25 protein-coding genes and 1 tRNA gene are annotated in these 25966 nt (G+C 67.2%); 17 read left to right on the top strand and 9 right to left on the bottom strand.

All coding sequences use genetic code 11. The features are described from left to right. Window positions 1–90 precede the first annotated feature (90 nt). On the bottom strand, window positions 91–1650 hold the full coding sequence (locus tag TS85_RS17455; RefSeq protein ID WP_044333900.1) for a spinster family MFS transporter: 1560 nt from the start codon (window positions 1648–1650) through the stop codon (window positions 91–93). Between the two features lie 245 nt (window positions 1651–1895). On the opposite strand from TS85_RS17455, the gene TS85_RS17450 reads away from it, so the two are divergent. Further along, window positions 1896–2390 carry a MarR family winged helix-turn-helix transcriptional regulator gene (locus TS85_RS17450; protein WP_044333899.1) on the top strand — a complete coding sequence of 165 codons (495 nt, stop codon included), beginning with the start codon at window positions 1896–1898 and terminating at the stop codon, window positions 2388–2390. Beyond that, window positions 2387–4681 (top strand): TonB-dependent receptor, encoded by a 2295-nt coding sequence (locus tag TS85_RS17445; protein WP_044333898.1) that lies wholly within the window; start codon window positions 2387–2389, stop codon window positions 4679–4681. Before TS85_RS17450 ends, TS85_RS17445 begins: the two co-directional genes overlap by 4 nt. Window positions 4682–4724: 43 nt before the next feature. Here the strand turns inward: TS85_RS17445 and thpR are convergent, their stop codons facing one another. Continuing rightward, window positions 4725–5261, bottom strand: a complete 537-nt coding sequence (gene thpR, locus TS85_RS17440) for an RNA 2',3'-cyclic phosphodiesterase (RefSeq protein ID WP_044333897.1) — start codon at window positions 5259–5261, stop codon at window positions 4725–4727. Window positions 5262–5380: 119 nt separating this feature from the next. On the opposite strand from thpR, the gene TS85_RS17435 reads away from it, so the two are divergent. The 3 genes from TS85_RS17435 (at window position 5381) to TS85_RS17425 (ending at window position 7610) form a co-directional block, all read left to right on the top strand. After that, window positions 5381–6148, top strand: coding sequence for a Bax inhibitor-1/YccA family protein (locus TS85_RS17435; RefSeq protein ID WP_044333896.1), 768 nt, complete (start codon window positions 5381–5383; stop codon window positions 6146–6148). 136 nt (window positions 6149–6284) lie between these two features. Next, the gene (locus TS85_RS17430) at window positions 6285–6647 is read left to right on the top strand and encodes a hypothetical protein (protein ID WP_044333895.1); all 363 of its coding nucleotides are present in this window, start codon (window positions 6285–6287) and stop codon (window positions 6645–6647) included. 6 nt (window positions 6648–6653) lie between these two features. Then, complete coding sequence (locus TS85_RS17425; RefSeq protein ID WP_044333894.1) at window positions 6654–7610, top strand: cation diffusion facilitator family transporter; 957 nt, start codon at window positions 6654–6656, stop codon at window positions 7608–7610. Between the two features lie 153 nt (window positions 7611–7763). Here the strand turns inward: TS85_RS17425 and TS85_RS17420 are convergent, their stop codons facing one another. After that, on the bottom strand, window positions 7764–8948 hold the full coding sequence (locus TS85_RS17420) for a Gfo/Idh/MocA family protein (protein ID WP_227698527.1): 1185 nt from the start codon (window positions 8946–8948) through the stop codon (window positions 7764–7766). 107 nt (window positions 8949–9055) lie between these two features. On the opposite strand from TS85_RS17420, the gene TS85_RS17415 reads away from it, so the two are divergent. Beyond that, a complete protein-coding gene (locus TS85_RS17415; RefSeq protein WP_044333892.1) occupies window positions 9056–9619 on the top strand; it encodes a cytochrome b in 564 nt (187 codons plus the stop codon). 155 nt (window positions 9620–9774) lie between these two features. Here TS85_RS17415 and TS85_RS17410 read toward each other — a convergent pair whose 3' ends face one another. Next, a complete protein-coding gene (locus tag TS85_RS17410; RefSeq protein ID WP_044333890.1) occupies window positions 9775–11202 on the bottom strand; it encodes a sigma-54-dependent transcriptional regulator in 1428 nt (475 codons plus the stop codon). Between the two features lie 162 nt (window positions 11203–11364). On the opposite strand from TS85_RS17410, the gene TS85_RS24815 reads away from it, so the two are divergent. The 7 genes from TS85_RS24815 (at window position 11365) to TS85_RS17380 (ending at window position 16199) form a co-directional block, all read left to right on the top strand. Further along, window positions 11365–11502 (top strand): aa3-type cytochrome c oxidase subunit IV, encoded by a 138-nt coding sequence (locus TS85_RS24815; protein WP_077228678.1) that lies wholly within the window; start codon window positions 11365–11367, stop codon window positions 11500–11502. Window position 11503: 1 nt separating this feature from the next. Next, complete coding sequence (locus tag TS85_RS17405; RefSeq protein WP_044333889.1) at window positions 11504–12625, top strand: NAD(P) transhydrogenase subunit alpha; 1122 nt, start codon at window positions 11504–11506, stop codon at window positions 12623–12625. A 146-nt stretch (window positions 12626–12771) separates the two neighbouring features. Next, window positions 12772–13140: an endonuclease domain-containing protein gene (locus TS85_RS17400; RefSeq protein WP_044333886.1), complete on the top strand. Its 369-nt coding sequence runs from the start codon at window positions 12772–12774 to the stop codon at window positions 13138–13140. A gap of 2 nt (window positions 13141–13142) precedes the next feature. Then, window positions 13143–13436, top strand: a complete 294-nt coding sequence (locus tag TS85_RS17395) for a proton-translocating transhydrogenase family protein (RefSeq protein ID WP_044333884.1) — start codon at window positions 13143–13145, stop codon at window positions 13434–13436. Between the two features lie 25 nt (window positions 13437–13461). Further along, a complete protein-coding gene (locus TS85_RS17390) occupies window positions 13462–14937 on the top strand; it encodes an NAD(P)(+) transhydrogenase (Re/Si-specific) subunit beta (protein ID WP_044333883.1) in 1476 nt (491 codons plus the stop codon). Between the two features lie 168 nt (window positions 14938–15105). Further along, complete coding sequence (locus TS85_RS17385; RefSeq protein WP_044333881.1) at window positions 15106–16032, top strand: winged helix DNA-binding protein; 927 nt, start codon at window positions 15106–15108, stop codon at window positions 16030–16032. A gap of 91 nt (window positions 16033–16123) precedes the next feature. Then, window positions 16124–16199 (top strand) — tRNA-Val (locus tag TS85_RS17380). Between the two features lie 26 nt (window positions 16200–16225). On the opposite strand, the gene TS85_RS17375 is transcribed toward TS85_RS17380, so the two are convergent. Next, window positions 16226–16594, bottom strand: a complete 369-nt coding sequence (locus TS85_RS17375; RefSeq protein WP_044333879.1) for a hypothetical protein — start codon at window positions 16592–16594, stop codon at window positions 16226–16228. An 83-nt stretch (window positions 16595–16677) separates the two neighbouring features. Next, window positions 16678–17241: a helix-turn-helix domain-containing protein gene (locus TS85_RS17370; protein ID WP_044333878.1), complete on the bottom strand. Its 564-nt coding sequence runs from the start codon at window positions 17239–17241 to the stop codon at window positions 16678–16680. Window positions 17242–17327: 86 nt separating this feature from the next. On the opposite strand from TS85_RS17370, the gene TS85_RS17365 reads away from it, so the two are divergent. Next, window positions 17328–17810 (top strand): DUF6456 domain-containing protein, encoded by a 483-nt coding sequence (locus TS85_RS17365; RefSeq protein WP_044333877.1) that lies wholly within the window; start codon window positions 17328–17330, stop codon window positions 17808–17810. 122 nt (window positions 17811–17932) lie between these two features. Then, window positions 17933–18280 carry a PilZ domain-containing protein gene (locus TS85_RS17360; RefSeq protein ID WP_155006468.1) on the top strand — a complete coding sequence of 116 codons (348 nt, stop codon included), beginning with the start codon at window positions 17933–17935 and terminating at the stop codon, window positions 18278–18280. Window positions 18281–18296: 16 nt separating this feature from the next. On the opposite strand, the gene TS85_RS17355 is transcribed toward TS85_RS17360, so the two are convergent. Next, complete coding sequence (locus TS85_RS17355; protein ID WP_227698526.1) at window positions 18297–20642, bottom strand: DUF2339 domain-containing protein; 2346 nt, start codon at window positions 20640–20642, stop codon at window positions 18297–18299. Window positions 20643–20894: 252 nt separating this feature from the next. Here TS85_RS17355 and TS85_RS17350 point away from each other — a divergent pair, with 252 nt between their 5' ends. Continuing rightward, entirely contained in the window at window positions 20895–21557 is a 663-nt protein-coding gene (locus tag TS85_RS17350) for a glutathione S-transferase family protein (protein ID WP_044333873.1), read from the top strand. Between the two features lie 37 nt (window positions 21558–21594). After that, the gene (dapF, locus tag TS85_RS17345; protein WP_044333872.1) at window positions 21595–22548 is read left to right on the top strand and encodes a diaminopimelate epimerase; all 954 of its coding nucleotides are present in this window, start codon (window positions 21595–21597) and stop codon (window positions 22546–22548) included. Here dapF and TS85_RS17340 read toward each other — a convergent pair whose 3' ends face one another. Both TS85_RS17340 and TS85_RS17335 read right to left on the bottom strand, forming a co-directional pair. Further along, a complete protein-coding gene (locus TS85_RS17340) occupies window positions 22549–25041 on the bottom strand; it encodes a TonB-dependent receptor domain-containing protein (RefSeq protein ID WP_227698525.1) in 2493 nt (830 codons plus the stop codon). Between the two features lie 405 nt (window positions 25042–25446). After that, on the bottom strand, window positions 25447–25965 hold the full coding sequence (locus TS85_RS17335; RefSeq protein ID WP_044333870.1) for a gp53-like domain-containing protein: 519 nt from the start codon (window positions 25963–25965) through the stop codon (window positions 25447–25449). Window position 25966: the final 1 nt, after the last annotated feature.

Below are 25966 nucleotides of genomic sequence, written 5' to 3'. Positions count from 1 at the left end.
AATATTGTCGTTGGGTGGCCGGGCGGGGGAGCGGGCTGGTGCCGCCTTGAAATTCGCTCTTTCGCGAATTTTCAAACGGTCTCTGAATCCCTATAGCGGCTCCCCGGCAAGGCGCGCGCGCTCAACGCGCGTCGCCTCCGCCTGGGGGACCAGCCGCAGTGCAGCGATCGCCGCGACAAGCGCGATCGGCACGCTCGCGAGTAGCGAGAGCAGCCCGATCGACAGGCTGCCCGACAGGTCGGCGATGCGGCCCGCCAGATACGGCCCCATCGCCAGCCCGATCAGCGTCGTCCCGATGAAGAACGCTCCCGTCGCGGTGCCGCGCATCCGGGGCAGCACCAGATCCTGCGTCGCCGCCGCCGCCGATCCCAGCGCGCAACTGGCCAGCACCTGGGTCAGCGGCAGCATTGCATAGAACAGCGTCTTGTCGCTGGTCGTGAACGCGACGATCATCGGCACCACGGGCGCGACGGCGCCGAACAGCACCACCATGATCCGGCCCGCGGCATAGCGCTGGCGTAGCCGGTCTGCGGCGATCCCGCCCAGCGTCACCCCGGCAAAGCCGCCCAGGATCGCCGGTCCGCCGATCCACAGCCCGGCCTCGCTGCTGCTCACCTGAAACACCTGCGCGGCATAGCTCGGCGCCAGCCCCGCCACGGCATAAGCGAGGAAGGCGTTGAGGCCGTACGCCAGCACCACGCACAGGAAGGCGGGCGTGCCCAGGATCAGGCGGAAGGTCGCCGGGTCGCGGCGGCGGAGCGCGCTGCTCCAGGAAAACACCGCATAGATTCCGGTCGCCACCGCCAGCCATTGCGGCAATGGCTCCCCCAGCCGGACCAGTGCGAACACCGCTGCTGCCAACAGCCCCAGCACCAGCAGGTTCGTCGCCAGCGCCCGCGCACCCGTGCGCGCCGCGCCGATCAGCGTCAGCGGCGGCAGGATCGTCACCAGATCGTCGAAAAACGCCCGGAACGGCGCCGGGTGCGGCGGAGTCGCCAATCCCTCGGACCGCCCGCGCAGCGGCTCGCGCAGCGTCGCGACCCATAAGGCGAGCAGCAGCCCCGGCAGCCCAACCGCCATGAACGCCGCCTGCCACCCGACCAGCCCGCCGGGGCCGCCATTTGGCCAGGCCGCGTTCCAATGCTGCGCGATCGATCCGCCGATAAACAGCGAGAAGCCGCCCCCGAAATAAATGCCCGCCGAATAGAGCGCGAGCGCGGTCGCCCGCTGGCGCTTCGGGAACCAGTCCGAGATCAGCGAATAGGCCGAAGGGCCCGAAGTCGCCTCGCCGATGCCAACCCCGATTCGCGCCGCCGCCAGCGCGCCGCCGCTGCGCGCAAGGCCCGAGAGCGCGGTCATCGTCGACCATAGCGCCAGCCCCAGCGTCATCAGCCGGACGCGGTGCCAGCCATCGGCCAGCCGCCCCAGCGGAATCCCGAACAGCGCATAGAACACGCCGAACGCCGTGCCATAGAGAAACCCGATATCGGCATGGCTGAGCCCCAGGTCGCGGCGGATGTCGGGCGCGAGGATCGTCAGGATCTGGCGATCGATGAAGTTGAGCGCATAGACCAGGAACAGCACGAACAGGACGTACCAGGAATAGGGGCCCGCCTTGCCCTGGGCCGGCGGTGCGGCGGCGTCCGACATGATCCTCTCCTATGCGCATCCGGCTTGGGCGGACGCGTCGGGCGTGAGGCTAGCAGGGCATACCCGGTTTACGAAAGCGGAGAATCTCTGGCGCGCGGCCCGTGTCGCCGAAGGGTGTATCCTGAAAGCCACGATGGCGGTCATTTCGATGCCGAAAGCATGAACCGGTCGCCGCGCCGTCTTGCACCCTATGCCTGCCATATAGTAATAATGCATAGCATAAGCCGTTCCCGGGGAGGAATGTCGTGGATAGGGAGGATTCGGTCGTCGGCGACCTCGCGCTGCGCGTCGGCTATCAGCTGCGCCGCGTCGATCTGCTGTCGATGAACGCGCTTACCGAGGACGTTGCGAAGCTCGGTGTCCCGCCGGGGCGCGCGACTGCCCTCGTCTATATTCAGCGAAATCCGGGCGGCGATCAGGCTGCGCTCGGGCGCGCGCTGAGCATCAATCCTGCGAGTGCGATGGCGCTGGTCAACAACCTGGTTGCACAGGGCGCCGTCGAGCGCCGCGCCGGGCGCGACCGCCGCAGCAACGCATTGCACCTCACCGATGCCGGCCAGCGGCTCCATGACGAAGTCGTCGAGGCCATCGCCGACCATGATGCCCGATTTTTCCAGACCCTGACGACAGCCGAGCGCGCCGAGCTCTACCGGCTGCTCGTCAAGGTCCGCGAAGCCAATAGCGCGACCGCTCCGCGCACTACTCCAATGACACGAGCGATCTTGAGGAGGATCAAATGAAGGGACTGACCACATTCCTGGGCAGCGCGGCGCTTTTGGCGCTCAGCACGGGGATCGCGCAAGCGCAGGACACGCCAGCCCCCGAGGCGACGGGGGCGGCGCAGGAGGCGGGCTATGACGGTGACATCATCGTCACGGCGCGCCGCACGTCGGAACGGCTGCAGGACGTGCCGGTCGCGGTCACTGCGCTGGGCGGCGAGGCGCTGGCCGAGCGCAACGTCGCGACGCTCGACGAAATCGCCAAGTTCACGCCGAACATCCGCTTCGACGGCGCCGCCGCGCTCTCCGGCGGCAATTACAATGCGACGGTGTTCGTCCGCGGCGTGGGCCAGAACGACTTCGCGATCTTCAGCGATCCCGGCGTCGGCTTCTATGTCGACGATGTCTATTATGCGCGGTCGATCGGCGGGGTGATGGACGCCGTCGACATCGACAATGTCCAGGTGCTGCGCGGTCCGCAGGGCACGCTGTTCGGCAAGAACACGATCGGCGGCGCGGTGCTGATCAACACCACCAATCCCGACCTCAACGAGTATAGCGGCAGGATCGAGGGCACCTATGGCAGCTATGACCGTGTCGATGTGAAGGGCGCGGTGAACCTGCCGATCGTCCCCGGCCTTGCCGCGCTGCGCATCTCGGCGGCGTCGCTCAATCGCGACGGCTATGTGAAGCGGCTGTTCGACGGCGATACCCAGGGCGATCGCGCGGCGCAGATGGTCCGCGCCAAGCTGCGCATCCAGCCCGAGGGCAGCGGGCTGACGATCGATATCGGCGGCGATTATACCCGCGCCCGCGAAACCTCCGCGCCGTCGGACCTGCTGGCGGTGGGCAACAAGCCGGGGATCACCGGCATCCCTTTCCTGACCAACTACAACACCTATGTCGCGCCCAGCCGCGGCATCGTCGCGCCCAATGGCCAGCGCACGCTCAACCCCAGCTATATCACCGCCAGCCCCTATGAAACCTGGGCAGGCGGGCCGAACGACAATGATCTCGATCTGTGGGGCGTGCAGAGCACGATCGCCTATGAATTCGGCAATGCGACGCTCAAGTCGATCACTGCCTATCGCGACATGAAGGCCTATTTCACCCGCGACGGCGACAACACGCCCTTCGTCTTCCGCCAGACCACCAACCGCGACAAGCAGTGGCAGCTCAGCCAGGAACTCCAGCTGACCGGCAAGGCGATCGACGACCGGCTGAGCTATGTGCTGGGCGGCTTCTACTTCAAGGAAAAGGCGTCGGATATCGCCACCGCCGATCTGGCGATCGGGCTATGGGCGCCCGCCGCGCCGCCGCCCTATTCGCCCGCCGTGTTCATCCAGAACTATACCGACAATCGTAGCCTCGCCGCCTATGGCCAGGTCGATTTCGAGATCGTGCCCCGGCTGCGCATCACCGCGGGCGGGCGCTATACCAGCGACCAGAAGATCTTCACCTCGATCAACGTGCGCCAGCGTGACCTGGTCAAGTTCGTCGACGTGACCAAGAAGGCGACCTTCGAGAAATTCACCCCGCGGCTGGGCATGGATTTCAAGGCGACCAAGGACCTGCTGCTCTACGTGTCCTATTCGAAGGGCTTCAAGCAGGGCGGGTTCAACGGCCGCCCGCTGGTGAGCGACGCAGAGGTGACCGCCTATGCGCCCGAGGAACTGACCACCTATGAAGGCGGCATCAAGTCGCAATGGCTGGAAGGGATGGTGACCGCGAACCTCGCGGTGTTCCATTCGAAGTACAAGGACATCCAGCTCACGGTGAACCAGACGCCGACCAACTTCGTCGCGAATGCCGCGTCGGGCGAGATCAACGGCGTCGAGCTGGAGACCGTGCTGCGGCCCGCGCCGTGGTTCACCTTCAACGCGGGGCTGGGCTATCTCGACGCGAAATACACCTCGGTCGGTGCCGGGCTCGGGCCGACGCAGATCCTGCCGATCACGCTCAACAGCCATTTCGTCAAGGCACCCGAATGGACCGTCACCAGCGGAGTGAACGTCACGCATGAATTTGCGGGCGGGAGCGAGGCGGCGTTCCGCGCCGATTACACGATGTACAGCCGCATCTATCACGACGTCGCCAATTCGCCGCTGATCACCGACGACGGCTATGGCCTGCTCAACGCGCGGCTGAGCTACACGCTGCCGAACAAGGACATCACGCTGGCGGTGTTCGGCACCAACCTGACCAAGGAACTGTACCTGGTGTCGGGCAATGTCTCGGGCGCGTTCGGGCTCGCCGAGGCGAGCTATGGCCGTCCGCGCGAATGGGGGGTGAGCGCGGGCTTCAAGTTCTGAGGCCGAGCCGGCCCCGGCGGCGCGTGTCGCCGGGGCCGGTCCCTTATCCCCGAAGGGGGTAGCGTTCGACGGGCGTGTAGCTCGCACCGCCATGCCCCAGCCTGCTCTCGAACAGAATGAAATGGTCGAGCGTGAAGGGCGGGCTGGCCAGCCCGGCATGGGTTTCGAGGAAAAGGTCGGTCGCGCCGCTCGCCGCGTTCATCCGCGCGAGCGTGACGTGGGGCAAATAGGCCCGCCCCTCCGGCGGGAGGCCGCACCGGACCACCGCCTGGTCGATCTTGCGGTGGAGTGCCGCCAGCGGCGCCTGCGGGCGAACCCCCGCCCACACGGCGTTGGGCCGCCCCCGGCTTTCGAACTGGCCGACGCCCGACAGCGCGATGGTGATCGGCGGCACCGACACCTGGCCAAGGGCCAACGCAATATCCTCGGCGACGCGGCGATCGACGTCGCCGATAAAGCGCAGCGTCAGGTGGAGCTGCTCCGCGCTCTGCCACCGCGCGCCGGGAATCCCGCCCATCGTCGCGAGCAGCGAAGACATGATCTGGCCCGGCAGCGCGAGCCCAGCAAAGATACGTAACATAATAGCGCGCTTAAATCACGGAACGGGCGTCTCGGGGAGCGGGTTTCGCTTGAAAAGGACCGTCGCGGGGACGATATTCAGCGTCAGCCGGCATGTGGTGCCGGGCAAAGGAGTTTGAAATGGCAAATTGGTCGGATCCCCGGAGCGGCGCGGCGGCCTATGGCACGTCGGCGACGCGGTCGGACGCGTATGACGCGGGGCTCAGGTCCTATATGCTGTCCGTCTACAACTACATGATGTCGGGCGTGCTGCTGACGGGCATCGTCGCGCTGGCGTTCGGCAAGATCGAGTCGCTCCAGCAGCTGCTGTTTACCCTCCAGCTCACGTCGCGCGGCAATGCGCTTTCCCCGACCTTGCTCGGCTGGGTCGTGATGCTGTCGCCGCTCGCGATCGTGTTCGCGATGAGCTTCGGCCAGAATCGCATGTCGACGAGCACGCTGCGCACGCTGTTCTTCGCCTATGCCGGTCTGCTCGGCGCGTCGCTCTCGACGATCTTCGTCACCTATACCGATATGTCGATCGCCCAGGTGTTCTTCGGCACCACCGCCGGCTTCGGCGCGCTGAGCCTGTGGGGCTATACCACCAAGAAGGACCTGTCGGGCCTCGGCACCTTCCTGATCATGGGCCTGGTCGGCCTGATCGTCGCGATGATCGTCAACCTGTTCCTCCAGTCGGGGACGATGAGCCTGATCATCAGCGCGCTGGGCGTGCTGATCTTCGCGGGGCTCACCGCCTATGACACGCAGAAGATCAAGAGCATGTACGCCTATGTCGCGGGCACCGATGCGATGGGCAAGGTCGTGATCATGGGCGCGCTGAAGCTCTATCTCGACTTCATCAACATGTTCCTGTTCCTGCTGCGTCTGTTCGGCAGCTCGCGCAACTAAAGCCTGCAAAAACAAGCAGAAATCAGCGGCCCGGCGATCCACTCGCCGGGCCGTTTTTGTTTGGGGGCGCAGATCGCGCGGGAACGCGACTCCGTCACGGGTCGTTACAGCAGGGCAACGCTCAGGAGAGTGAATCATGACTGCCAACCCGATCGACCCCGCGCTGGACCGCATGTCGGTCGCCCCCGGCCCGGAATCCGAAGCCCGTCCCGAGCGCAAGGGCGCGTCCGGCTCCGCCGATGCCGGCACCGACCGCTCGATCGTCGAGCGGCTCGAGCGTAACCCCGAGAGCAAGGAAGCGCGGCTCGACCGCGCGCTCGACGAATCGATGGACGCGTCGGACCCGCCCGCCTCGACTCAGCCGATCCACAACAACCAGCCGCCCGAAAGCTCGGGCTACAATGCCGCCGCCGAGAAGAAGCTCGCGTCCAATGCCGCGGGCGCGGCGGGGAACAAGGGAGTGCTGGGCAAGATTCTTTCGAAGATCGGGCTGAACTGACCTAAGGTGTCCAAGGCCCCCAGCGCCGGCGAGGGCTGGCGCGCCAACATCGTGATCTACGCCGCATTGCTGGCGAATCTCGGGATCGCCGTCGCGAAATTCATCGCGGCGGCGTTCACGGGTTCGTCGTCGATGCTGACCGAGGGCGTCCACAGCCTCGTCGATACCGGCAACCAGGGCCTGCTCCTCTATGGCCAGCACCGCGCCCGGCGCGCGCCCGATGCGCTCCATCCCTTCGGCTATGGCCGCGAGCTGTATTTCTGGGCGTTCGTCGTCGCGATCCTGATCTTCGGGCTGGGCGCGACGGTATCGATCTATGAAGGGCTCCAGCACATCGCCGAGCCCGAGGAGATGCATAGTCCGCTGGTGAATTACATCGTCCTCGGCATCGCGCTGGTGCTGGAGGGGACGAGCTGGGGCATCGCGCTCCGCGAATTCGGCAAGGCCAAGGGCGCGCTTCGCTGGTGGGCGGCGGTGCGTGATTCGAAGGACCCGGCGGGGTTCATCGTGCTGTTCGAGGATTCGGCGGCGCTGGCGGGGCTGGTGGTCGCCGGGACCGGGATCTGGGCGAGTCATTACTGGAATGATTCGCGGATCGACGGCTGGGCCTCGATCGTGATCGGCGCAATCCTGGCGGGCGTCGCGATGCTGCTGGCGCGCGAGGCGAAGGGGCTGCTGATCGGCGAACGCGCGGACCCCGCGCTGGTCGCGGCGATCCGCGCGACGCTGGAGGCCGAGCCGCTGATCACCGCCGTCAACCATGTCCGCACCGTCCACAGTGCGCCCGACGCGGTGTTCGTCGCGATCAGCGCCGACTTTGTCGACACGCTGCCGATGGGGGAGGCGGAGACGCTGATCGAGCGGCTCGAACAGCGGCTAAAGGCACAGTCGCCGCAACTGCGCTCAATCTATATCCGCCCCGAAAAGGCGGAAAACGCCATCGACGCGGTCCCGCTCGGCTGAGCACCTGTTTGAAAATTCGCGAAAGAGCGAATTTCAAGGCGGTGCCGGCCCGCTCCCCCGCCCGGCCACCCCTAGAATATTGTCGTCGGGTGGCCGGGTGGGGGAGCGGGCCGGCACCGCGAAATGCGCCTTGGCGCATTTCCAAACAGGAGCCTACGCCGGCAGTACCGGCACCACCGCGCCCGGATCGAACGCGCGCTTATAGCCCCAGTCGGTCTTCACCGTCGCGCCGCCCTTTGCCACCGATTGCAGGATCGCCTCGATCAGCCGCACGTCCTGCAATCCCTCTTCGCCGGGAGTCACCAGCGGTACGGTGCCGCGCACCACGTCCGCCATCCAGTCCATCTCGCGCGCGAACTGGTCGATGTCGGGCAGCTCCACCGGCCCCTGTCCCGGCCCGCCGAACACGTCCAGCCGGTTGCCGCCATAATAGGCCCCCGGATCGCCGCGCAGCCGCCCGCGCTCACAATAGACGTCGAACCGCATCGCCCCCACCACGCCGAAGCTGGTCGATCCGTTGGCGATCGCGCCCGAGGGGAATTTGAACTGCCACGCGATCAAATCCTCGACTTCGCGGAAGCGCGGGTCGCTCCGGTCGGTCTGCGCCCAGGCGCGGACTTCGACCGGCTCCTCGTTGAGCAGATAGCGCGCGCCATTGATGCCATAGACCCCCATGTCCGCCAGCGCCCCGCCGCCGGACAGCTTCGCGTCGAGCCGCCATGCGTCGGAGGGATCGGACAGCGTCGACTGGCGGCTCATGTCGGTGACGACCAACTTGGGCTTGCCATATTGCCCCGACCGGATCCGGCGCATCGCCTCCAGATTATGCGGCTCATAGTGACAGCGATAGGCGATCATCAGCTTGCGATCGGCGTTGCGCGCGGCGGCGATCATCGCCTCGCAGTCGGCGGCGCTGGTCGCCATCGGCTTCTCGCACAGCACATGCTTGCCCGCCTTGAGCGCGCGGATCGTGTATTCGGCGTGCATCGAATTGGGCAGCACGATGTACACGATGTCGATCCGCGCATCGTTCGCGATCCGGTCGAACCCGGCATAGTCATAGATCGCGTCCGCCGCGATGCCATTGGCCTCCGCAATCCGCGTCGCCTTGGCCTTGTCGCCGCTGACCAGCGCGGTGAGCTTCGCGCCGCGCGCGGCCTTGAGCCCCGGCACGAGCTGCCCTTGCGACAGCTTGCCCAGCCCGACCAGCGCATAGCCCAGCTTCTTGTCCTCGGGCAGCGGCGGCAGTGCGGGAGCGGCGGCCCGCGCAAGTCCGGGGGCGGCGACGGCGCCGGCAAGACCCAGTTCGATCAGCGCGCGTCGGGACAAATCGGCCATGGCAACTCTCCTTGTGGGCGATTCCCCGCTTTTGCCGGAGTATAGCCAGGGATCGATTTCCCGCCAGCATCGCTATGGTCTTAATTGGCGCAAAGGGAGCAGGGTGTATGCGCGAGAATGAACGCCGCTATTCGACGGTCTCGATCCTGCTCCACTGGACGATCTTCGTCCTGATCTTCACCAATGCCACGGTTGGCGGATGGATGGAGGATGCTAGCGGCCCGGCCAAGCTCGGGCATTTCGCGCTCCACAAATCGCTGGGGATCACGATTCTGGTGCTAACGCTCGCGCGGATCGGATGGCGCCTCACGCATCGCTGGCCGCCCTTTCCGGCGAACATGGCGACGTGGGAGCGCGTGTTGGCGCGCGGCACGCATATCGCCTTTTACGCGCTGACGCTCTCGGTGCCGCTATTGGGCTGGGCGGCGGCGTCGGCGGGCGGCGCGCCGGCCACCGACTGGTTCGGGCTATTCCCCGTCGGCAATTTGCCGATCGCCGAATCGCAAGCCGCAGGCGAGCAACTGGGTGGCATCCACAAGCTGCTGGTCAAGGCGATTTACGTCGTGCTCGCGCTCCATGTGCTGGGCGCGCTCAAGCATCATTTCCTCAACCGCGATTGGGTGCTGCACCGGATGCTGCCGGTGGTGCCCATGTGGCGGCGGCGGGATTAAGAGGCCGTTTGGAAATGCGCCGAAGCGCATTTCGCGGCACCGGCCCGCTCCCCCACCCGGCCACCCATAGAATACACTGCCGTTGGGTGGCCGGGTGGGGGAGCGGGCCGGTGCCGCGCTGAAATTCGCTCTTTCGCGAATTTCCAAACGGGCGGTTAAGCCGCGCTCTGGTCGATCCCAAGCTCGCCCAGCTTGCGGTACAGCGTCGATCGCCCGATCCCCAGGCGGCGCGCAACCTCGGTCATGCGCCCGCGATAATGGCCGATCGCCAGCCGGATGACGTCCGCCTCGATCTCGTCGAGCGCGCGCAGATTGCCGTCGGGGCGGAACAGCGTGATCCCGGCATTGCCCGCATTCTGGTTGGCATTGCCGCCGATCGGCGGGCGCCCCGCCGCAAGCTGCGCGATCTGCGGAAAGTCGAGGCGCGTCAGCCCGTCGCCGTCGCACAGCACGGCGGCGCGGAACAATGCGTTCTGGAGCTGGCGGACATTGCCCGGCCAGTCATAGCTGGCGAGCAGTTGCAGCGCATCGTCGGTGATGCCGAGCGGGCGAAGGCCCGGCTGTTCGGCGATTCGCGCGAGCAGGTGCCGGGCCAGCGCCGGAATGTCGCCGACGCGCTCGCGCAAGGGCGGGATCGTCACCTGGACGACGTTGAGCCGGTAATAGAGGTCCTCGCGGAACCGCCCCGCCTCGACTTCGGCGGCCAGCGTCTTGTTGGTCGCGGCGATCACGCGGACATCGACTTCGCGTGGATGGCGCGCGCCGATCGGCTGGATTTCGCCTGATTGCAGCACGCGGAGCAGCTTGACCTGCGCATCGAGCGGCATCTCGCCGACTTCGTCGAGGAACAGCGTGCCGCCATCGGCATCGGCAAAGCGCCCGATCTTGCGCTCGAACGCACCGGTGAACGCGCCTTTCTCGTGCCCGAACAGCTCCGATTCGACCAGATTGGCGGGGATCGCGCCGCAATTGATCGTGATCATCGGCTTTTTGTTGCGCGGGCTCGCGGCATGGATCGCCTCGGCGATGACTTCCTTGCCGACTCCGCTTTCGCCTTCGATCAGCACCGGAATGCGCGCGCGTGCCGCTTTCGCCGCGATCGCCAGCGCGGCGCGGAATTGCGGCGCCGATCCGACGATCTCGTCAAAGCCGAGGAGTGCCGTCAGCTTTTCGGTCAGCGGCCGCAGCTCGCCCGAGGTCTTGCCGCCGACTGCGGCCTCCAGCGCCGCGAGCAGGCGCTCGGCGGCGATCGGCTTGACCAGGAAATCGGTCGCACCCGCGCGCATCGCGCTGACGGCGGAGGCGACCGAGCCATTGGCGGTGAGCACGAGCAGCGGCAGCTGCGGACGCTGCGCGCGCAGCTCGGCGATCAGCTCGGCGGCGTCGGCGTCGGACGACGCATGGTCGAGAATCACCGCGTCGAGCGCCATCCCGTCTGGCGTGCCAAGCGTCGCGATCGCGACTTCGCCCTCGCCCGCGAACAGCGTCCGCCAGCCGCGGCGCGCAGCGATTGCGGCGACCAGCCGGCGTTGCGCCGGCTCGTCGTCGATCAGCATCAGGAGGCGCTGGCCATTGCGCGTCATCGCTTTTCCTGTCCCCGTTGTCCCAATTCAGGTCGCCCTTGGTAGCGGACAGGGGTAAAGGCAGGCTTAAGCTTGCCGCAAGTCTCTTTGGGCGCCGCGGGCTTGAAGAGGATGCATTACCGCGGTTAAGGTCCGCCGACACCGTTCAGGGGAAATACTGGCATGGCCGACACCGGCAATAACAACGCGGATCTGCAGGCGCATGAAGCGACCTGGGCGGGTTTTACCAGCATGATGAAATGGGGCACCGTCGGCGTCGCCCTGATTGCCGCGTTCGTCGTCTTCCTGATCGCCAGCTGACGTGAAGATCGCGGTGCTCAAGGAGACGGTCGCGGGGGAGCGGCGCGTTTCCGCGACTCCCGAGACCGTCAAGAAGTTCATCGGGCTCGGCGCGCAGGTGGCGGTGGAGGTCGGCGCGGGCGCCGGCGCCTCGATCGCCGACCATGCCTATGCCGATGTCGGCGCAACCGTCGCCGGCCGCGCGGAGGTGCTTGCGGATGCCGGGATCGTGCTGGGCGTGCAGGGCCCCGATCCCGATACGCTCGGCGGACTCGCGCCGGGGGCGTGGATCGTCGCTGGGCTCAATCCCTTCGGGGAGCGCGCGCGGATCGATCGCTACGCCGCGCTCGGCGCGGAGGCGCTGGCGATGGAATTCATGCCGCGAATCACCCGCGCCCAGTCGATGGACATCCTGTCGTCGCAGTCGAACCTGTCGGGGTACAAGGCGGTGCTCGACGCCGCCGCCGAATATGATCGTGCGTTCCCGATGATGATGACCGCAGCGGGCACGGTGAGCGCGGCCAAGGTGTTGGTGATGGGCGTGGGCGTCGCCGGGCTCCAGGCGATCGCGACCGCGCGGCGGCTGGGCGCACAGGTCTCCGCTACCGACGTGCGCGCCGCGACCAGGGAACAGATCCTCTCGCTGGGCGCCAAGCCGATCTTCGTCGAGAAGGTGGCCGGCATCGAAGGCGAAGGCAGCGGCGGCTATGCCACCGAAATGTCGGACGAATATAAGGCGGCACAGGCCGAGCTGGTTTCGGCGCACATCGCCAAGCAGGACATCGTCATCACGACGGCGCTGATTCCGGGACGCCCGGCGCCTCGGCTGATCTCGGCGGCGCAGGTCGCGAGCATGAAGCCGGGCAGCGTCATCGTCGATCTGGCGGTGGAGCAGGGCGGCAATGTCGAAGGCGCAGTCGCGGGCGAAGTCGTGACGGTTAGCGGCGTCCGGATCGTCGGCCACCGCAACGTGCCGAGCCGGCTGTCGGCGGACGCGAGCGCGTTGTTCGCGCGCAACCTGTTCAACTTCCTCAGCGCCTTCTGGGACAAGGAAGCGGGCAAGCCGGTGCTCGACGAGGAAATCGGCAACGCCGTGCGGGTGACGCAGGGCGGCAAGGTGGTTCATGAGAGGTTGGTTTCGTGACCAATCCTCCCCTGCAAGGGGAGGTGGCGCGCGCTAGCGCGACGGAGGGGTGTCGCCGCTCGGGGCGTGGGCCCTTCGCTGCGACCGGAATACCCCTCCACCACGCCTTCGGCGCGGTCCCCCTCCCCTTTCAGGGGAGGATTTGAATGCTGCAAGGCGTAGCCGGAAGCACGCAGCGCGCGCGGACGATGCGCCGCGAACTTTCGCTGCCGGAAGTGCTGCTGTGGAGGGCGCTGAAGCCGCGACCCGGCGGGTTCAAGTTTCGCAAGCAGCATCCCGCAGGCCCGTTTTTCGCAGATTTCTATTGCCATGAATGTCGGTTGATCATCGAAGTTGATGGCGAGGCTCATGGGTTCGGAGACCGTCCGGAACGCGATCTGGCCCGGGACAGATGGTTTGCAGACCGGAGCCTGGATGTGTTGCGAGTCCCGGCCCGCGAGATTTTGCGCGACTGCGATGCAGTCGTCCGTGGCATCGTCGCTCGCGCCGCCCTGCGGCGCGAGGATCAGGAGTAAATATGGACTTCATCTCGATCCTGTCGATCTTCGTGCTGGCCTGTTTCGTGGGCTATTACGTGGTCTGGTCGGTCACCCCCGCGCTGCACACGCCGCTGATGGCGGTGACCAACGCGATTTCCTCGGTCATCATCGTCGGCGCGCTGATCGCCAGCGCGGCGAGCGGGATCGGGGCGGGGGGTGCTATTTCGAAGTGGCTGGGGCTGCTCGCGGTGGTGCTGGCCAGCATCAATATTTTCGGGGGCTTCGCGGTCACGGCGCGGATGCTGGCGATGTACAAGAAGAAGGTGCGTTGATGCGCCGCCGGGGAGACTGCTGAGCATGGAACACGTCGCTGCCAATCCCTGGGCATCGCTCGCCTATCTGGTCGCCGGGGTGTGCTTCATCCTGGCGTTGCGCGGGCTTTCGAGCCCGGCGTCGAGCCAGCGCGGCAACCGGCTCGGCATGATCGGCATGACGATCGCGGTCGTCACGACGCTGGTGACGCACATCCCGCGCATCGCGCCGCCATGCCCCACAGGCGCGATCTGCGAGAATTTCGGTACGCCGGTGCTCGACACGCTGACGCTGGTCGAGCTGCTGGTGGCGATCGGTATCGGCGCTGCGATCGGCATCGTTACCGCCCGGCGGATCGCGATGACGGCGATGCCGCAGCTCGTGGCGGCTTTCCACTCGCTGGTGGGGCTTGCGGCGGTCCTCGTCGCGGCGGCGGCGTTCCTCAATCCGGGCGCGTTCGGCATTCTGGGCGACGATGGCGAGATTCTGACGGTCAGCCGCATCGAAATGGGCCTTGGCATCGCGATCGGCGCGATCACTTTCTCCGGCTCGGTCATCGCCTTCCTCAAGCTTAACGGCAATATGGGCGGCAAGCCGATCCTGCTGCCGGGGCGGCATGTCATCAACCTTGCGCTGCTCGCCGGCATTCTCGGCCTGATCGCGTATTTCACCCAGGACCAGAGTCCGTGGATCTTCTGGACCGTGACGGTGCTGAGCTTCGTCATCGGCTTCCTGCTGATCGTGCCGATCGGTGGCGCGGACATGCCGGTGGTGGTGTCGATGCTCAACAGCTATTCGGGCTGGGCGGCGGCGGCGATGGGGTTCACGCTGCACAACACCGCGATGATCGTCACCGGCGCGCTGGTCGGCAGCTCGGGCGCGATCCTGAGCTACATCATGTGCCGCGCGATGAACCGCAGCTTCATCAGCGTGATCGCGGGCGGCTTTGGCGGTGACAGCGGCGGGCCTGCCGGGGCGGTCGCCACCGACCGGCCGTGGAAGCGCGGCTCGGCCGAGGACGCGGCGTTTCTGATGAGCCAGGCCGAACAGGTCATCATCGTCCCCGGATACGGCATGGCGGTGGCGCAGGCGCAGCACGCGCTGCGCGAAATGGGCGACAAGCTGAAGGCGCATGGCGTCCGCGTCAAATATGCGATCCATCCGGTCGCGGGGCGGATGCCGGGGCACATGAACGTGCTGCTCGCCGAAGCGAACGTGCCCTATGACGACGTGTTCGAGCTGGAAGACATCAACAGCGAGTTCGCGCAGACCGATGTTGCGTTCGTCATCGGGGCGAACGACGTGACCAATCCCGCGGCGAAGACCGACAAGTCCTCGCCGATCTACGGGATGCCCGTGCTCGACGTCGAAAAGGCCAAGACGGTGCTGTTCATCAAGCGATCGATGGGCGGGGTCGGTTATGCCGGCGTCGACAACGAGCTTTTCTATCGCGACAATACGATGATGCTGCTCGCCGACGCGAAGAAGATGGTCGAAGAGATCGTGAAGTCGCTCGATTGATTGTCGCCGAATCGGTGAGTTGATCCGATTCGGAGGGGTTGTCGCGGGGGCACTCGCCGCGGCACCGGTAATCCTCCGAAATGGAGATAGATCGACTCAACCGTTTCGGAGCGATGCGGCATCCCTGGAACAGAAGACGAACTGAGCGCCGAACCGGGGGGATGGGTGATGCTGCAACCGGAGATCGACTATGGCTCGACAACGCTGAAGGCATTGGTGGTAGCCGAGCCGGGCGCGAAAGCGGGAGCGGCGCTGGCTGCGATCGAGCGGGCGCAATGCGGCGCGGTTCTGGTCGACTTCGCCGAGGCGGCACGCGACGTAACCTGCTATGATGGCGTCCACCTCATCGTCGTCGAGGCGGCTGGGGCGCCAGACGCGCTGCTCGACCTGGTTCTGGCGCGGGTCGACACGCTGGCACGCGAACGATCGCTGGGGATCGTCGCGGCGCTGCTGCCGGAGCAGATCGACCTTGGGGCGGCGCAATTGCTGGGCCCGCGCACGCAACTCCTCTGCCACCCGACCGAAGGCGAATGGCTGAGCGCGGTGTCGATCGCGGCCTGGCGCGCCGGCGCAATGGTCGAGGATGCGAGCCGCGAGCCCGAGCCCGACCAGTTGCAGCGCGTCACCGCCGAAGTCGCGCGGCTGGTCGATACGCTCGCCCGGCTTACCCGCGGTGAGGAGGCCGAGCGCCGCGGCGGCGTCCGCGATACCGCAACCGGCTATCGGGCAGAAGGCGCGGAACCCGGCGATCCCAGCGCGCCCGAACTGCGCGCCGTGATCCGCGCGCGACGGATGCGCGCCCAGTTTTTCGAAGGCGAGCTGTTCGCCGATCCCGCATGGGACATGCTGCTCGACCTGTTCGCCTCGGCGCTGGAAAACCGTCGGGTGTCGGTATCCAGCCTCTGCATCGCCGCGGCGGTGCCGCCGACGACGGCGCTGCGCTGGATCGGCACGCTGCACGAAGCCGGGTTGTTCGAGCGCCAGGCCGACCCCGCGGACCGCCGCCGCGCCTATATCGCGCTGAGTGCCAAGGCGCTGGATGGCATGCGCAACTATGTAGGGGCGGTACGGCGCCACGGGCTGCAACTGGTGTAATCGCGCGACAGGGGCTTGCCCCCGAGCCCGGCTTTTGGCATCGGCAACTTCCCATCGCCGCCCGCGCACCGAAATTGCGCGCGGGGGCAGGGGGCGGTTAGCTCAGTTGGTAGAGCATCTCGTTTACACCGAGAGGGTCGGCGGTTCGAGCCCGTCACCGCCCACCATCCCGGCGCTATACGGAACGGAGCGGTCAGCTCGCGGTGGCGACCGGGGCGCCGGCTGCGTTGTATTTGACGGTCACATAGCTGTTATCGCACAAATTAATGCGCGCCCAGACGCCGGTGCTGTCGTCGGCGAAGGTGACCTTCACGTCATAGCGGCATTCGCTGCCCTTGTCGAAATGGACGGTCATGCGGCCCCCGGCCTTTACTTCGGCCTCGTGCTTGACGTCCTCGTCCTTCTTGTTCGCCTGCCAGGTCGTGGTGCCCGTGGGCGCGACTTCGACGGTCTTGATCGCCTTGCCCGCACCGTTGATCAGCACGAAGTCCCATTCCTCCGCCAAGGCAGGCGAGGCGACCATGGCGACTGCGAATGCAGCCGATACAGCCAGTTTCAACATTGCATTTTCCCCTCCGGTAATTTCCCGCAAAATGCGCCCAACCACACGAGTCGGCAAGTGCGTAGAGATGCCTATGGCGCGCGTCAAAGCGGGCGCACCAGCCGCACCGCACGCGCGATCCAGGGCGGATCGGCCACGACCTGTTGCCGCGCCCCGGCGCCCAGCGGCACGAGGTGGAGCTGGCCCCGCTCACGCCCGATCATCCGCGCGAAGACATAGCGCCCCACCGGCCGCGGAACGAGCACGTCGCGGTTGAGCGCGGTGCCGAACGCCTCAGGCGCCAGCCGTTCGCACCAGATCACGTCCCCCGCGCGATAATCGCCAATCCCGCCGCGCACCACGACGGCCACCAGCGCCGGCTCCGCACGCGGCGGAGTCACCGTCGCCGGGTGCGTCAGGGCATGCGCGCCGTCGACGTCCAGCTCGGCCGCCACGGCAATGTCGGGCCGGTCGGGCAGCCGCACCAGATCGGCGGCATCGACCCCGAGCGCCGCGGCGATCCGGTTGAGCCAGCCCACCGAAACGGTGCGCATCCCGGTTTCCAGCCGACCGATGGTCTGCGCCGTGGTGGGTGGATCGCAGCGCGCGGCGACTTCCTCCAACGTCAGTCCCTGCGCCCGGCGCACTTCGCGAATAGCAGTGATCATAGGGCGTCCTAACCAAATCGGTTTTTCTACTGTCCTACAAGCAGGCCTTCGTGGCAAGGCCGAGTCGCACAGAAGAGGAGCATGCAATGCGGCACCTGGTGGAACGCGACATCGAACCCGAACAGCCCCGCGCAACCGCGCGGCGGCGTAGCGTGACGGTCAACCTCGCCGAATCGCCCCTGTCCTGGCTACGCGCGCGCGGGCATTTGAGCGCGCGCCAGTTTGAGGCGGGCGAGCGCCTTCGCGGCGATTACGAACGGGCTTCGCTGGCCCCCAGCGTGACGATGCGGTGGGAGCCGCGCACCGGTCAGACGGGACGCCGCGGCCCGCCCGCAGCGATCGATCCGACGCTGGCACAGGTTGCGGCGCGGCGCCGGTTCGATGCGGCGATCGGCGCGGCGGGGCCGGGCCTGGCCGACATATTGTGGCGCGTCGTGTGCGCCGGCGAAGGCCTGGCCGATGCCGAAAAGGGGCTGGGGTGGCCGGTGCGCGCGGGCAAGCTGGTGCTGACGCTCGCACTCGACCGAGTCGCCGATCATTACGGGCTGCACGGCGACCGCGCCGGATAGGTGCGGCACGCGTGCAACATTTCAACTAAATTGGACCAGGCAAGCTTTTCCTAACCACTATTCGACGCGACGCGATCCCCGCTGCCGTGCGAGTGCAGCCGTAACGAAATCAGGGGGTTTCGATGAGACTTTCAACCAATCGCGAGGAACGGCGCCGAAATGCGCGGCGCAAAGTGTTCCAGCCCGCGCAGATGACGACGGACACGCGGGACGCGGTGCGCGTGCATCTGCTCGATCTGTCGACGCTGGGCGCAATGGTCTATGGCACGCCGACCCCGGCGGTGGGGAGCGATGTGCAGATTGCGTGCGGCATCGGGCTGGGCACGGCGCGCGTCGCCTGGGCCGAGGGCCGCCGGTTTGGCGTGGTCTTTGCCCGCCCGATCGCCGAATCGTGCCTCGACGCGATCCTGCGCGCACAGGATGCGCTGGTCGCCGCCGCGTCGCGCCGGATCGGCACGCTCAACGGCTGAACCCGCGCGGAGCGGGTCATGTCGCTGCGTCGCTCTCCGGCGCGGCCGGTGCCGGGCTGCCGAGAAAGCGCCCATAGCCCCAGCCGATCGCAATCAGTGCCACGCCGAGCCCAAGGAACGACAGGATGCGCAGCAGGCCGTCGAGCGCGGCGGCGTCGATCAGGAACACCTTGCACGTCACCACCGTGAGCAGCCCCAGCCCGGCAAGCCTTAGATCGTGGTGGCGCGCAGCGATGCCGCGCCACAGCCAGAACCCCGACACGCCGAGCAAAATCGCCGAATAGCCGCCATTTTCCCCCGTCGACACGGGGCCCGTGAGCAGATCGCCATGCGTCGCCTGGCGCACCGCCACGAGCGCGGCGACCAGTGTGAACAGCGCCGCGGCGGCGCGGAAGCCGCGCGCGGGGGCGAGGCTCCAGAGCCAGAAGGCGGCGAGCGCGGCATGCAGGAACGCTGCGTTGATCAGCGGCAGCGGGCCGACCGACTGGGCAACGAGTGCCGGGTTGAACAGGACAAGGTCGAACCAGACGAAGCGGCACAGCCCGAGCATCAGCAGGACACCGCCGAGCCGGGGCAGCCGCTGGCGTTTGAGCATCAGCCACCCCGCGGCAAGGCACGCCTGAGTCAGCAGCGCGCGTTCGACAAAGCCCCAGGCGACGAAGCGCGGCAGCGTGTCGATCGCCAGCGGCTGCTTGGCCAGCGCGTAGACGAGGAGCAGCCCCAGCGTGATCGCCGTGCCGCCCAGCCATTCCCGCGCGCGGCCAAGCTGGCGCGGGTCGAGCAGCGTCGCGAGCAATGCGGCGACCGGAAGCGCCAAGCTTTGCAGCAGCGTCGCCGCGGCGGGAAGGTGCGCGAAGGGAAGCCTGTCGCCGGTGGCAGAGGCGAACAGCAACTCGGCAAAGCCGGCGATGGGCAGCGCCGCGGCGATCAGCGCGGCGACGAAGGGCAGCGCCGGCAGGACGAACAGCGCCGGCACGCGCGCGACCCGCGCCCAGAGCGCGAGCCCGACGAGCACCACCGTCAGCGGCAGCGCAAGCCAGGAGACCGGCACGAATTGGGCGAGCCCGACCGCAGCGAGCAGCCCCGCGGCAAGCGTTGCGGCGGGCTGCATCGCGGGCTGCGCCGCGCGATGCAGCCGCCAGGCGAGGTGGCCGCACGCCGCAGCCGCGGCGAGTTCGAGCATTCCCCAGTTCCAGGCGGCCAGAAGATCCGGCGCGGCTGCGTGCGCGACGAGCAGCGGCCCGGACGTGCCCGCCGCCGCCAGCGCCGCCCAATGGCGTTCGCGCAGCGCCCAGCCATGCCCCGGCAGCGCAAAGAGCAGCGTCGCGATGCCCGCAGCGACCGGCGCGAAGCCACGATCGGGCTGCACCAGCGCCAGGCCTTCGAGGACGAGCAGCAGCGCCAGCGCCGCCAGGCTGGCGGGGGCATAAGTAGGCTGGCGCGCGGTGAGCGCGAGCGTGGCGGCGGCGAGCACGAGGTAAAAGCCCCAGGCGAGCGGCGAGAAATCGAGCGCGGGGGCCAGCGCGACGAGCTGGACCAGCCCGGCGACGAGCGGCGCGATGCGCAGCCAGCGGCTCGCGATCCCGGTCGCGGCGAAGGCGGCGCTGGCGCCCGCTGCGAGCAGCATCGTGAACGCGCCGACCGCAGGCAGATCGCCGGGGACACCGCCGAGCGCGACCGCGAGGAAATTGATCCAGCCAAAGCCGGCGACGCACGCCGCGAGCGCGAGCCAGCCCCAGCCACGGCGGATCGCGAGCCCGAACAGCGCGGCGAGGAAGAGCGTGAGATAGACGAGGAGCGGGCCGATACCCGCTGCGTCGAACCCGGCGATCAGCGGCGCGACGAAGCCGCCGACCAATGCCATGGCGGCGGTGGGCGGCCCATGGCGCAGCGACAGCCCCAGCGCAGCGGCCGTGACCGCGAGCATCGCGACGAACGCCGCTCCGGGCGCGATCAGATGATAGAGCGCGGCGGCGAGATAGAGCGTGGCATAGAGGCTGGCGACTCCCGCGCCGGCCAGCGCCTGGGCGACGCGCGGATCATCGCGGGTCTGCGGCGCGCGGCGGGCGGCTTCGCTGGCCGCGACCAAGGCCGCGCCGAACAGTGCGGCGAGCAGCGTGCGCGCCGCGGGGCCGAGCAGCCCATTCTCGATCGAATAGCGTACGAGGAAAAATCCGGCCAGCACGAGCGCCACGCCGCCGATCCAGATGGGCAGCCGCCCGCCTACCAGCGATTCGAAACCGGCGCGCGGGGCAGAGTCGGCCGCGGGCTCGGGCAGGGGCTCGGGCAGGGGCGCCGGCGCGGCGGCGGGGGGCGGTGCTTCACGCAGTCGCGGCGGGGCGGCGCGCAAGGGGGGTGCCATTTCGCGGGGCGGGGACCGTACCGGAGTTTCTGACAACGCAATCAGGGACTCGACGCGGCGAAGCTCCTGTTCCAGAAGCTTCAGGCGCCGAAGGACCAGCAGGAAGGCCACGGCGCCAAGGGCGAGCAGAAGCGTGAATCCGATCATTCGCGCTCTCTTGCCACAGCATCGGGTTGCTGTCGCTGCAGTCCGTCGAACCGGTGCCCACCCGTTCGCGGAGGATCAGAATGGTTTGCCAGGGAGGATTGCCCGATGCTGTTGTTCGGTTCGACATTGTCGCCGTATGTGCGCAAGGCCTGGGCCTTTGGCGTCGAGAAGGGATTGACGCTGGAGCCTCGCCCGGGGGGCATGGGTCGCGGCGGGCCGGCGTTCGAAGCGGCGAGCCCGTTCGGCAAGATACCCGCATTGCAGGACGAGGATTTCGCGATCGCCGATTCGAGCGCGATCGTGACCTATCTCGAGGCGAAATTCCCCGATCCCGCGCTGATCCCCGCCGAGGCCCGCGCGCGTGCGCGGACGATCTGGTATGACGAGCTGGCCGATACGCTGATCATGGCGGCGGGCAGTGCGATCTTCGGCAACCGCTTCGTGCTGCCTCGTGTGCTGAACAGGCCGTGCGACCATGAAGCGGTGCGCGCCGCGCATCGCGACCTGTTGCCGCCGATCCTGGACTATCTGGAGGCAGCGATCCCCGACAGCGGCTATCTGGTCCAGGACCGGATCACCTTGGCCGACATCGCCGTGGCGAGCCCCTTTGCGACGCTGCGGTGCATCGGCGTGCAGGTCGACGCGGCGACCTATCCGCGGACCGCCGCCTATCTCGACGCGATCCATGCGCGCCCGAGCTTCGCGGAGGTGCTGGCGAGGGATTGCGCGATGGTGGCGGCGATGGGCGGGGCCGTTGCGGCAGAGTGATCTGGCCAAGCCGCGCGCGGTTGCGTAGGGCGGCGCGATGCGGATCGCCTTTGTCAAATGCCATGGTTCGGGAAACGACTTCCCGCTGATCGACGCGCGCGCGCTGGCGCTCGACGAAGCCGAATGGGCACGGCTGGCGCGCGCCTTGGCGGATCGCGACGGACCGGTCGGCGGCGACGGGATGCTGGCGCTGACCCAGGGCGATGATCGTCACGCGTTCGGGATGCGGATGTGGAATTCGGACGGGTCCGAGGCGGAGACGTGCCTGAACGGGCTGCGCTGCGTCGCGCGGCTGGGGTTCGAGCGGCTGGGGCTCGACGCCGCGCGGGTGCGGCTCAAGACGAGCAGCGCGGAGGTTGCGCGCGATCCCGAACTGGCGCCGGGGGTGGCGACGGTGCGCACCATCGTCGGGCCGGCATCGACCGCGACCGCCGATGTGGGGCTGAATATCGCCGCGGCGGAGGTGATCGACGCACCGATCGATGGGCTGCCGAGTGCGCGGCGCTTTACCGCGGTGGCGATGCCCAACCCGCATCTGGTGACGTTCGTCGAGCGCATCGACGAGGGCGAGCTGGTTGGACTGGGGCAATGGTGCGAAGCGGGACCCGCGCTGGTCCCGGCGCGTGCCAATCTGTCGTTCGTCGAACTGCGCGAGGGCGGGCTGTTCGTGCGCACCTTCGAGCGCGGTGTCGGGCTGACCGATAGTTGCGGGAGTGCGATGGCGGCTTCGGTGCTCGCCGCCGGGTTGACCGGGCGGGTGGCGATGGGTGCCGAAATGCTGGTCTACAACAAGGGCGGGCTGGTGCGCGGCATGGCGAGCGCGGACCGAGTCGTGACGATCAGCGGCAATGCGACGTTCGAATGGGATGCCGAGATCGAGGTCGACCTGGCAGCCGAGCACGCCGGGCCGGTGCGGGTCCTGGCGCGGCGTGCGGACGAGATCGCGGCGTGGGACGCGGCGCTGGCCGGGCTGCGCCGCGTCCCGGGCTGATCAGAAGTCGAAGCGGGCCGAGGCCGATACGGTGCGGCCATGGATCGTCCGCCCCGACCCCAGCCCGTTGGCCGGGACGGTGCTCTGCGAGATCTCGAAGAATCCCACTTTGTTGAAGACGTTATTCGCGTTCAGCGACAGTTGGACGCGGTCGATCGGGCGGAACTGGACGAACGGATTGACGACGGTGAAGCCCGGCATCCTGAGCTGGTTGCTGTCCTGCGCATAGCTGCTGGTCAGCCCGACGATGTTGGCGCCGACGGTGAACAGCCCGGTCTCAACTTGCGGCGTCGCCTCGAACGTCCAGGACGGCTGGTGGCGGGGCTCCTTGCCGGTCAGCGTCGGATCGAGCTTGTCGAGCGTGATCTTGGCCGTGGTATAGGTGGCGCCCGCGGTCAGGCTGAAGGCGCCACGCCGGATGCCGCCCTCGAGCTCCAGCCCCTCGGCGCGGTAGCTGCGGATGGTCTGGTTCGCCGAGCCGTTGAGGACGTTATGATCGTCGGCATGCGCGATGAAGGCGGTGGCGTTGAGCGAAATGCCCGATTTGCGGAACTTGAACCCGCCCTCCAGCTGGCGGACGGCATCATATTTGTCTGCAGTATCAGTAACATCGCCGGTGGTTAGGCTAACGATGGGCGTAAAGAGGATTTTATCGGCGTTGGCGCGGCCGCCCTTGCTGTAGCGGGCGAAGAGCGAGAAGGGCTCCGCCACGCGCCAGTTCACGCCGCCCGAATAGCTGAGATAGCCGTAATTATAGTCGACCGGCGCGGGTTGCGACAGCGGCAGGAAGGCGACCTTCTGCTCGGGAGCCGTCAGCTTGCCGTCGCCATTCATGTCGGTCGCGCCCAGCCCCACGCGCCCGCCGCCCAGGTCGGCGCCGAACAGCGACCCGCGCACCCGCCCGCTGTCATAGCGCAGGCTGCCGCCGATCGCGACCTTGCCGATCCGGTAATTTACCGAGCCGTAGGGGGCAGTTACATTATATTTGACGTCGAAGATGCGGCGGAACTTGCTCGTGCGGCCGCGGCCGAAGGCGTAGAAGCCGTCCAGCGTCTGCGGCACGCCGCCTGCGCTGGTGACATTGACCATCGCGGTCTGGCCGTCGCCCGCGACATCGACGTCGATCGAGGCGTGGAGCCATTCGGACTTGAGCGTCTGGATCGCCTTGTACAGCCCCGCAGTCACCGTCAGGTCGCCGCGCCCGACCCGCCAGACATGCGTCGCGCGGAAATCGTTGGTGAAATTGTCGAGCGAGCGCGCCCGCGTCTCCGCCATGTAATAGAGCGCGAGCAGCCCGTTGCCGTTGATGTTCGCGGTCGGCGAAATCACCTGGCCGGCATTCGGCCCCGTCGCATAGCTCGCCACCGCGCCCGCCCCGCCCTGTGACGCGGCGAAGGCGGTGACGCTGTCGGCGGTATTGGGGAAGATGCGCAGGAAATCGCCCGAGCTCTCCGAATAGCGCGCGCGGTTGCTGATCATCCAGCCGCCGAAATCGAACTGCGCCTCGATACCGATCGCCTTGGATTTGGGGTGCATCCCGTATTTCACGGGATATTGCGCGAGCGTGTTCGTCCCGTCGAGCGTCTTCACCGCGCTGATATGGGGCGACAGCACCGAATCCTTGCGGATGTCGAAGCCGGGCAGGCTGGCGATCACCGGCTTGTCGTCGGTGCCCTTCAGGCTGAAATAATAGGGCGCGAAGGTCGGCGAGCGATCGTCGAGATATTTCGCGTTCAGCCGGATATAGCCGTTGCTGAACTGGCGCGTGATATTCGCCTTGATCTGGCCGCCGCGATAGCCGGTGAAGCCGATGTTCCGCGGCCCTTCGCCCCAGCGATAAAAGCCGCCGACATGGAAACGCCAGTCTTCGCCGAGCTTTGCCCCGTAATCGGCGTCGATGCGGTTCTCGCCATAGTCGAGCCCCTTGGTGAATTGCACCGCGCCGCCGGGGGTGTCGCCGGTCTTCGAGATCAGGTTGATGAGGCCCCCGGGCGAATCCGACGAGAAGGTCGAGGCCGAGCCGCCGCGGATCGTTTCGATCTGGGCCAGGTTGAAATCGGCGCGCAGCAGCACGTCGGCGGCGAAATTGAAGAAGTCGCCAAACTCCATCACGGGCAGCCCATCCTCCTGGAGCTGCATATATTTCGAGCCGCCCGCCGCGAGCGGAAGCCCGCGTACGGTGTAATTGGCATTGCCCTCGCCCACCGCCGATTCGACGCGCAGCCCGGGGACGGTGCGCAGAAGATCGGCGAGCGGGCGCGGCCCGAGCTTCTGGATCTCGCTGGCCTTGAACACGCTGGTCGAGGTCGCGCTGTCGAGCCGGTCGCGCCCCTTGGCGACGCCGGTGGTGATCATGTCGGGGTCGGCGGCCTTTGGCGCCGCCTCCTGTTTCACTGCGTCGGGGGCGGGATCGGGATCGGGGCCGGCAAATGCCGCCAAGGGCGATAGCAGCGCGATCGAAGCAGCGCCAAGCATCAGGACACGGAAGGACACAGACAAATCCTCTCGGAATTCGAGAAATTATTGCCTTCATTGTAGGAGCGGTCGTGCAGAGGACTCGGCTTTGTCGGACGAATTCAGGGAATCTACTGAAGGAGAGGTGCGCGGAACCCGGTTTGCGGGCGTGCGCAACACGGTTGAGAGTCGCTAGCCAAAGGGACGTGCAGCTCGGCTAGAAACAAACCCATTAGGTACAAAGCGCTTGACATCGTCACGCTCATCGAGTACAAAACAGGAACGATGAAGAATTGCGAGTCGGGGCCTTCGGGTCTCTGGCGGGCCGGGCACTGTAGCGGGACAGAAAACCTCGGAGTGTGGGACAGTGAAGTCTGGAGCACTTCGAAACCGCAAATCCATCTCTAACGCACCCCTCAGCAGCCGCTAAGGCGCCCTTGAACGCTACACCAGCTCGGCGTGCCAATGGAACCCGTCGATCGACTGGCTGCCCCCCGTCGCCGAGCCTTGGACAACGACGGTGAAGCCCGTTTCGTCATAGCTCATTATCTGGACCCAGTTGTCCCTGGAGGCGCTGGCGGTCGCGTTGATTTCGGTGGCGACGATCGAGAGTACCGAGCCGGACGGGAACGCCACAGGGAAGGTGATCATGAGCGTCGTAGGCGCGGTCAGCAGGCCGGAATAAACCCCGACCTGGCGGCGCTCCGCCAGTGCGTTGATCGCGGCAGTGATCGCAGCCGTGCGCGCCGTCGCCTCACGCCCGATCATCGCCAGCACGGCAGCCAGCACCTGACCGTTGTTGGCCTTGACCAACGCGGTGCTGCCGCCGGTCGGGTCCTCGACCAGCTTGGCAAGCTCTTCCTGAACGGCATTCATCCAGTCGGGGCCGATCTGGGTCGCGGGTGCCGGCGACGCCTTGAATTTGTTGTCGACGGTCGCGCCGGACGTATCGATGCGATGCATG

The sequence above is a fragment of the Sphingomonas hengshuiensis genome, assembly GCF_000935025.1.
Classification (GTDB): Bacteria; Pseudomonadota; Alphaproteobacteria; order Sphingomonadales; family Sphingomonadaceae; genus Sphingomonas; species Sphingomonas hengshuiensis.
The sequence above is the reverse complement of the archived record's forward strand: the minus strand, read 5'-3'. Positions and strand labels throughout refer to the sequence as shown.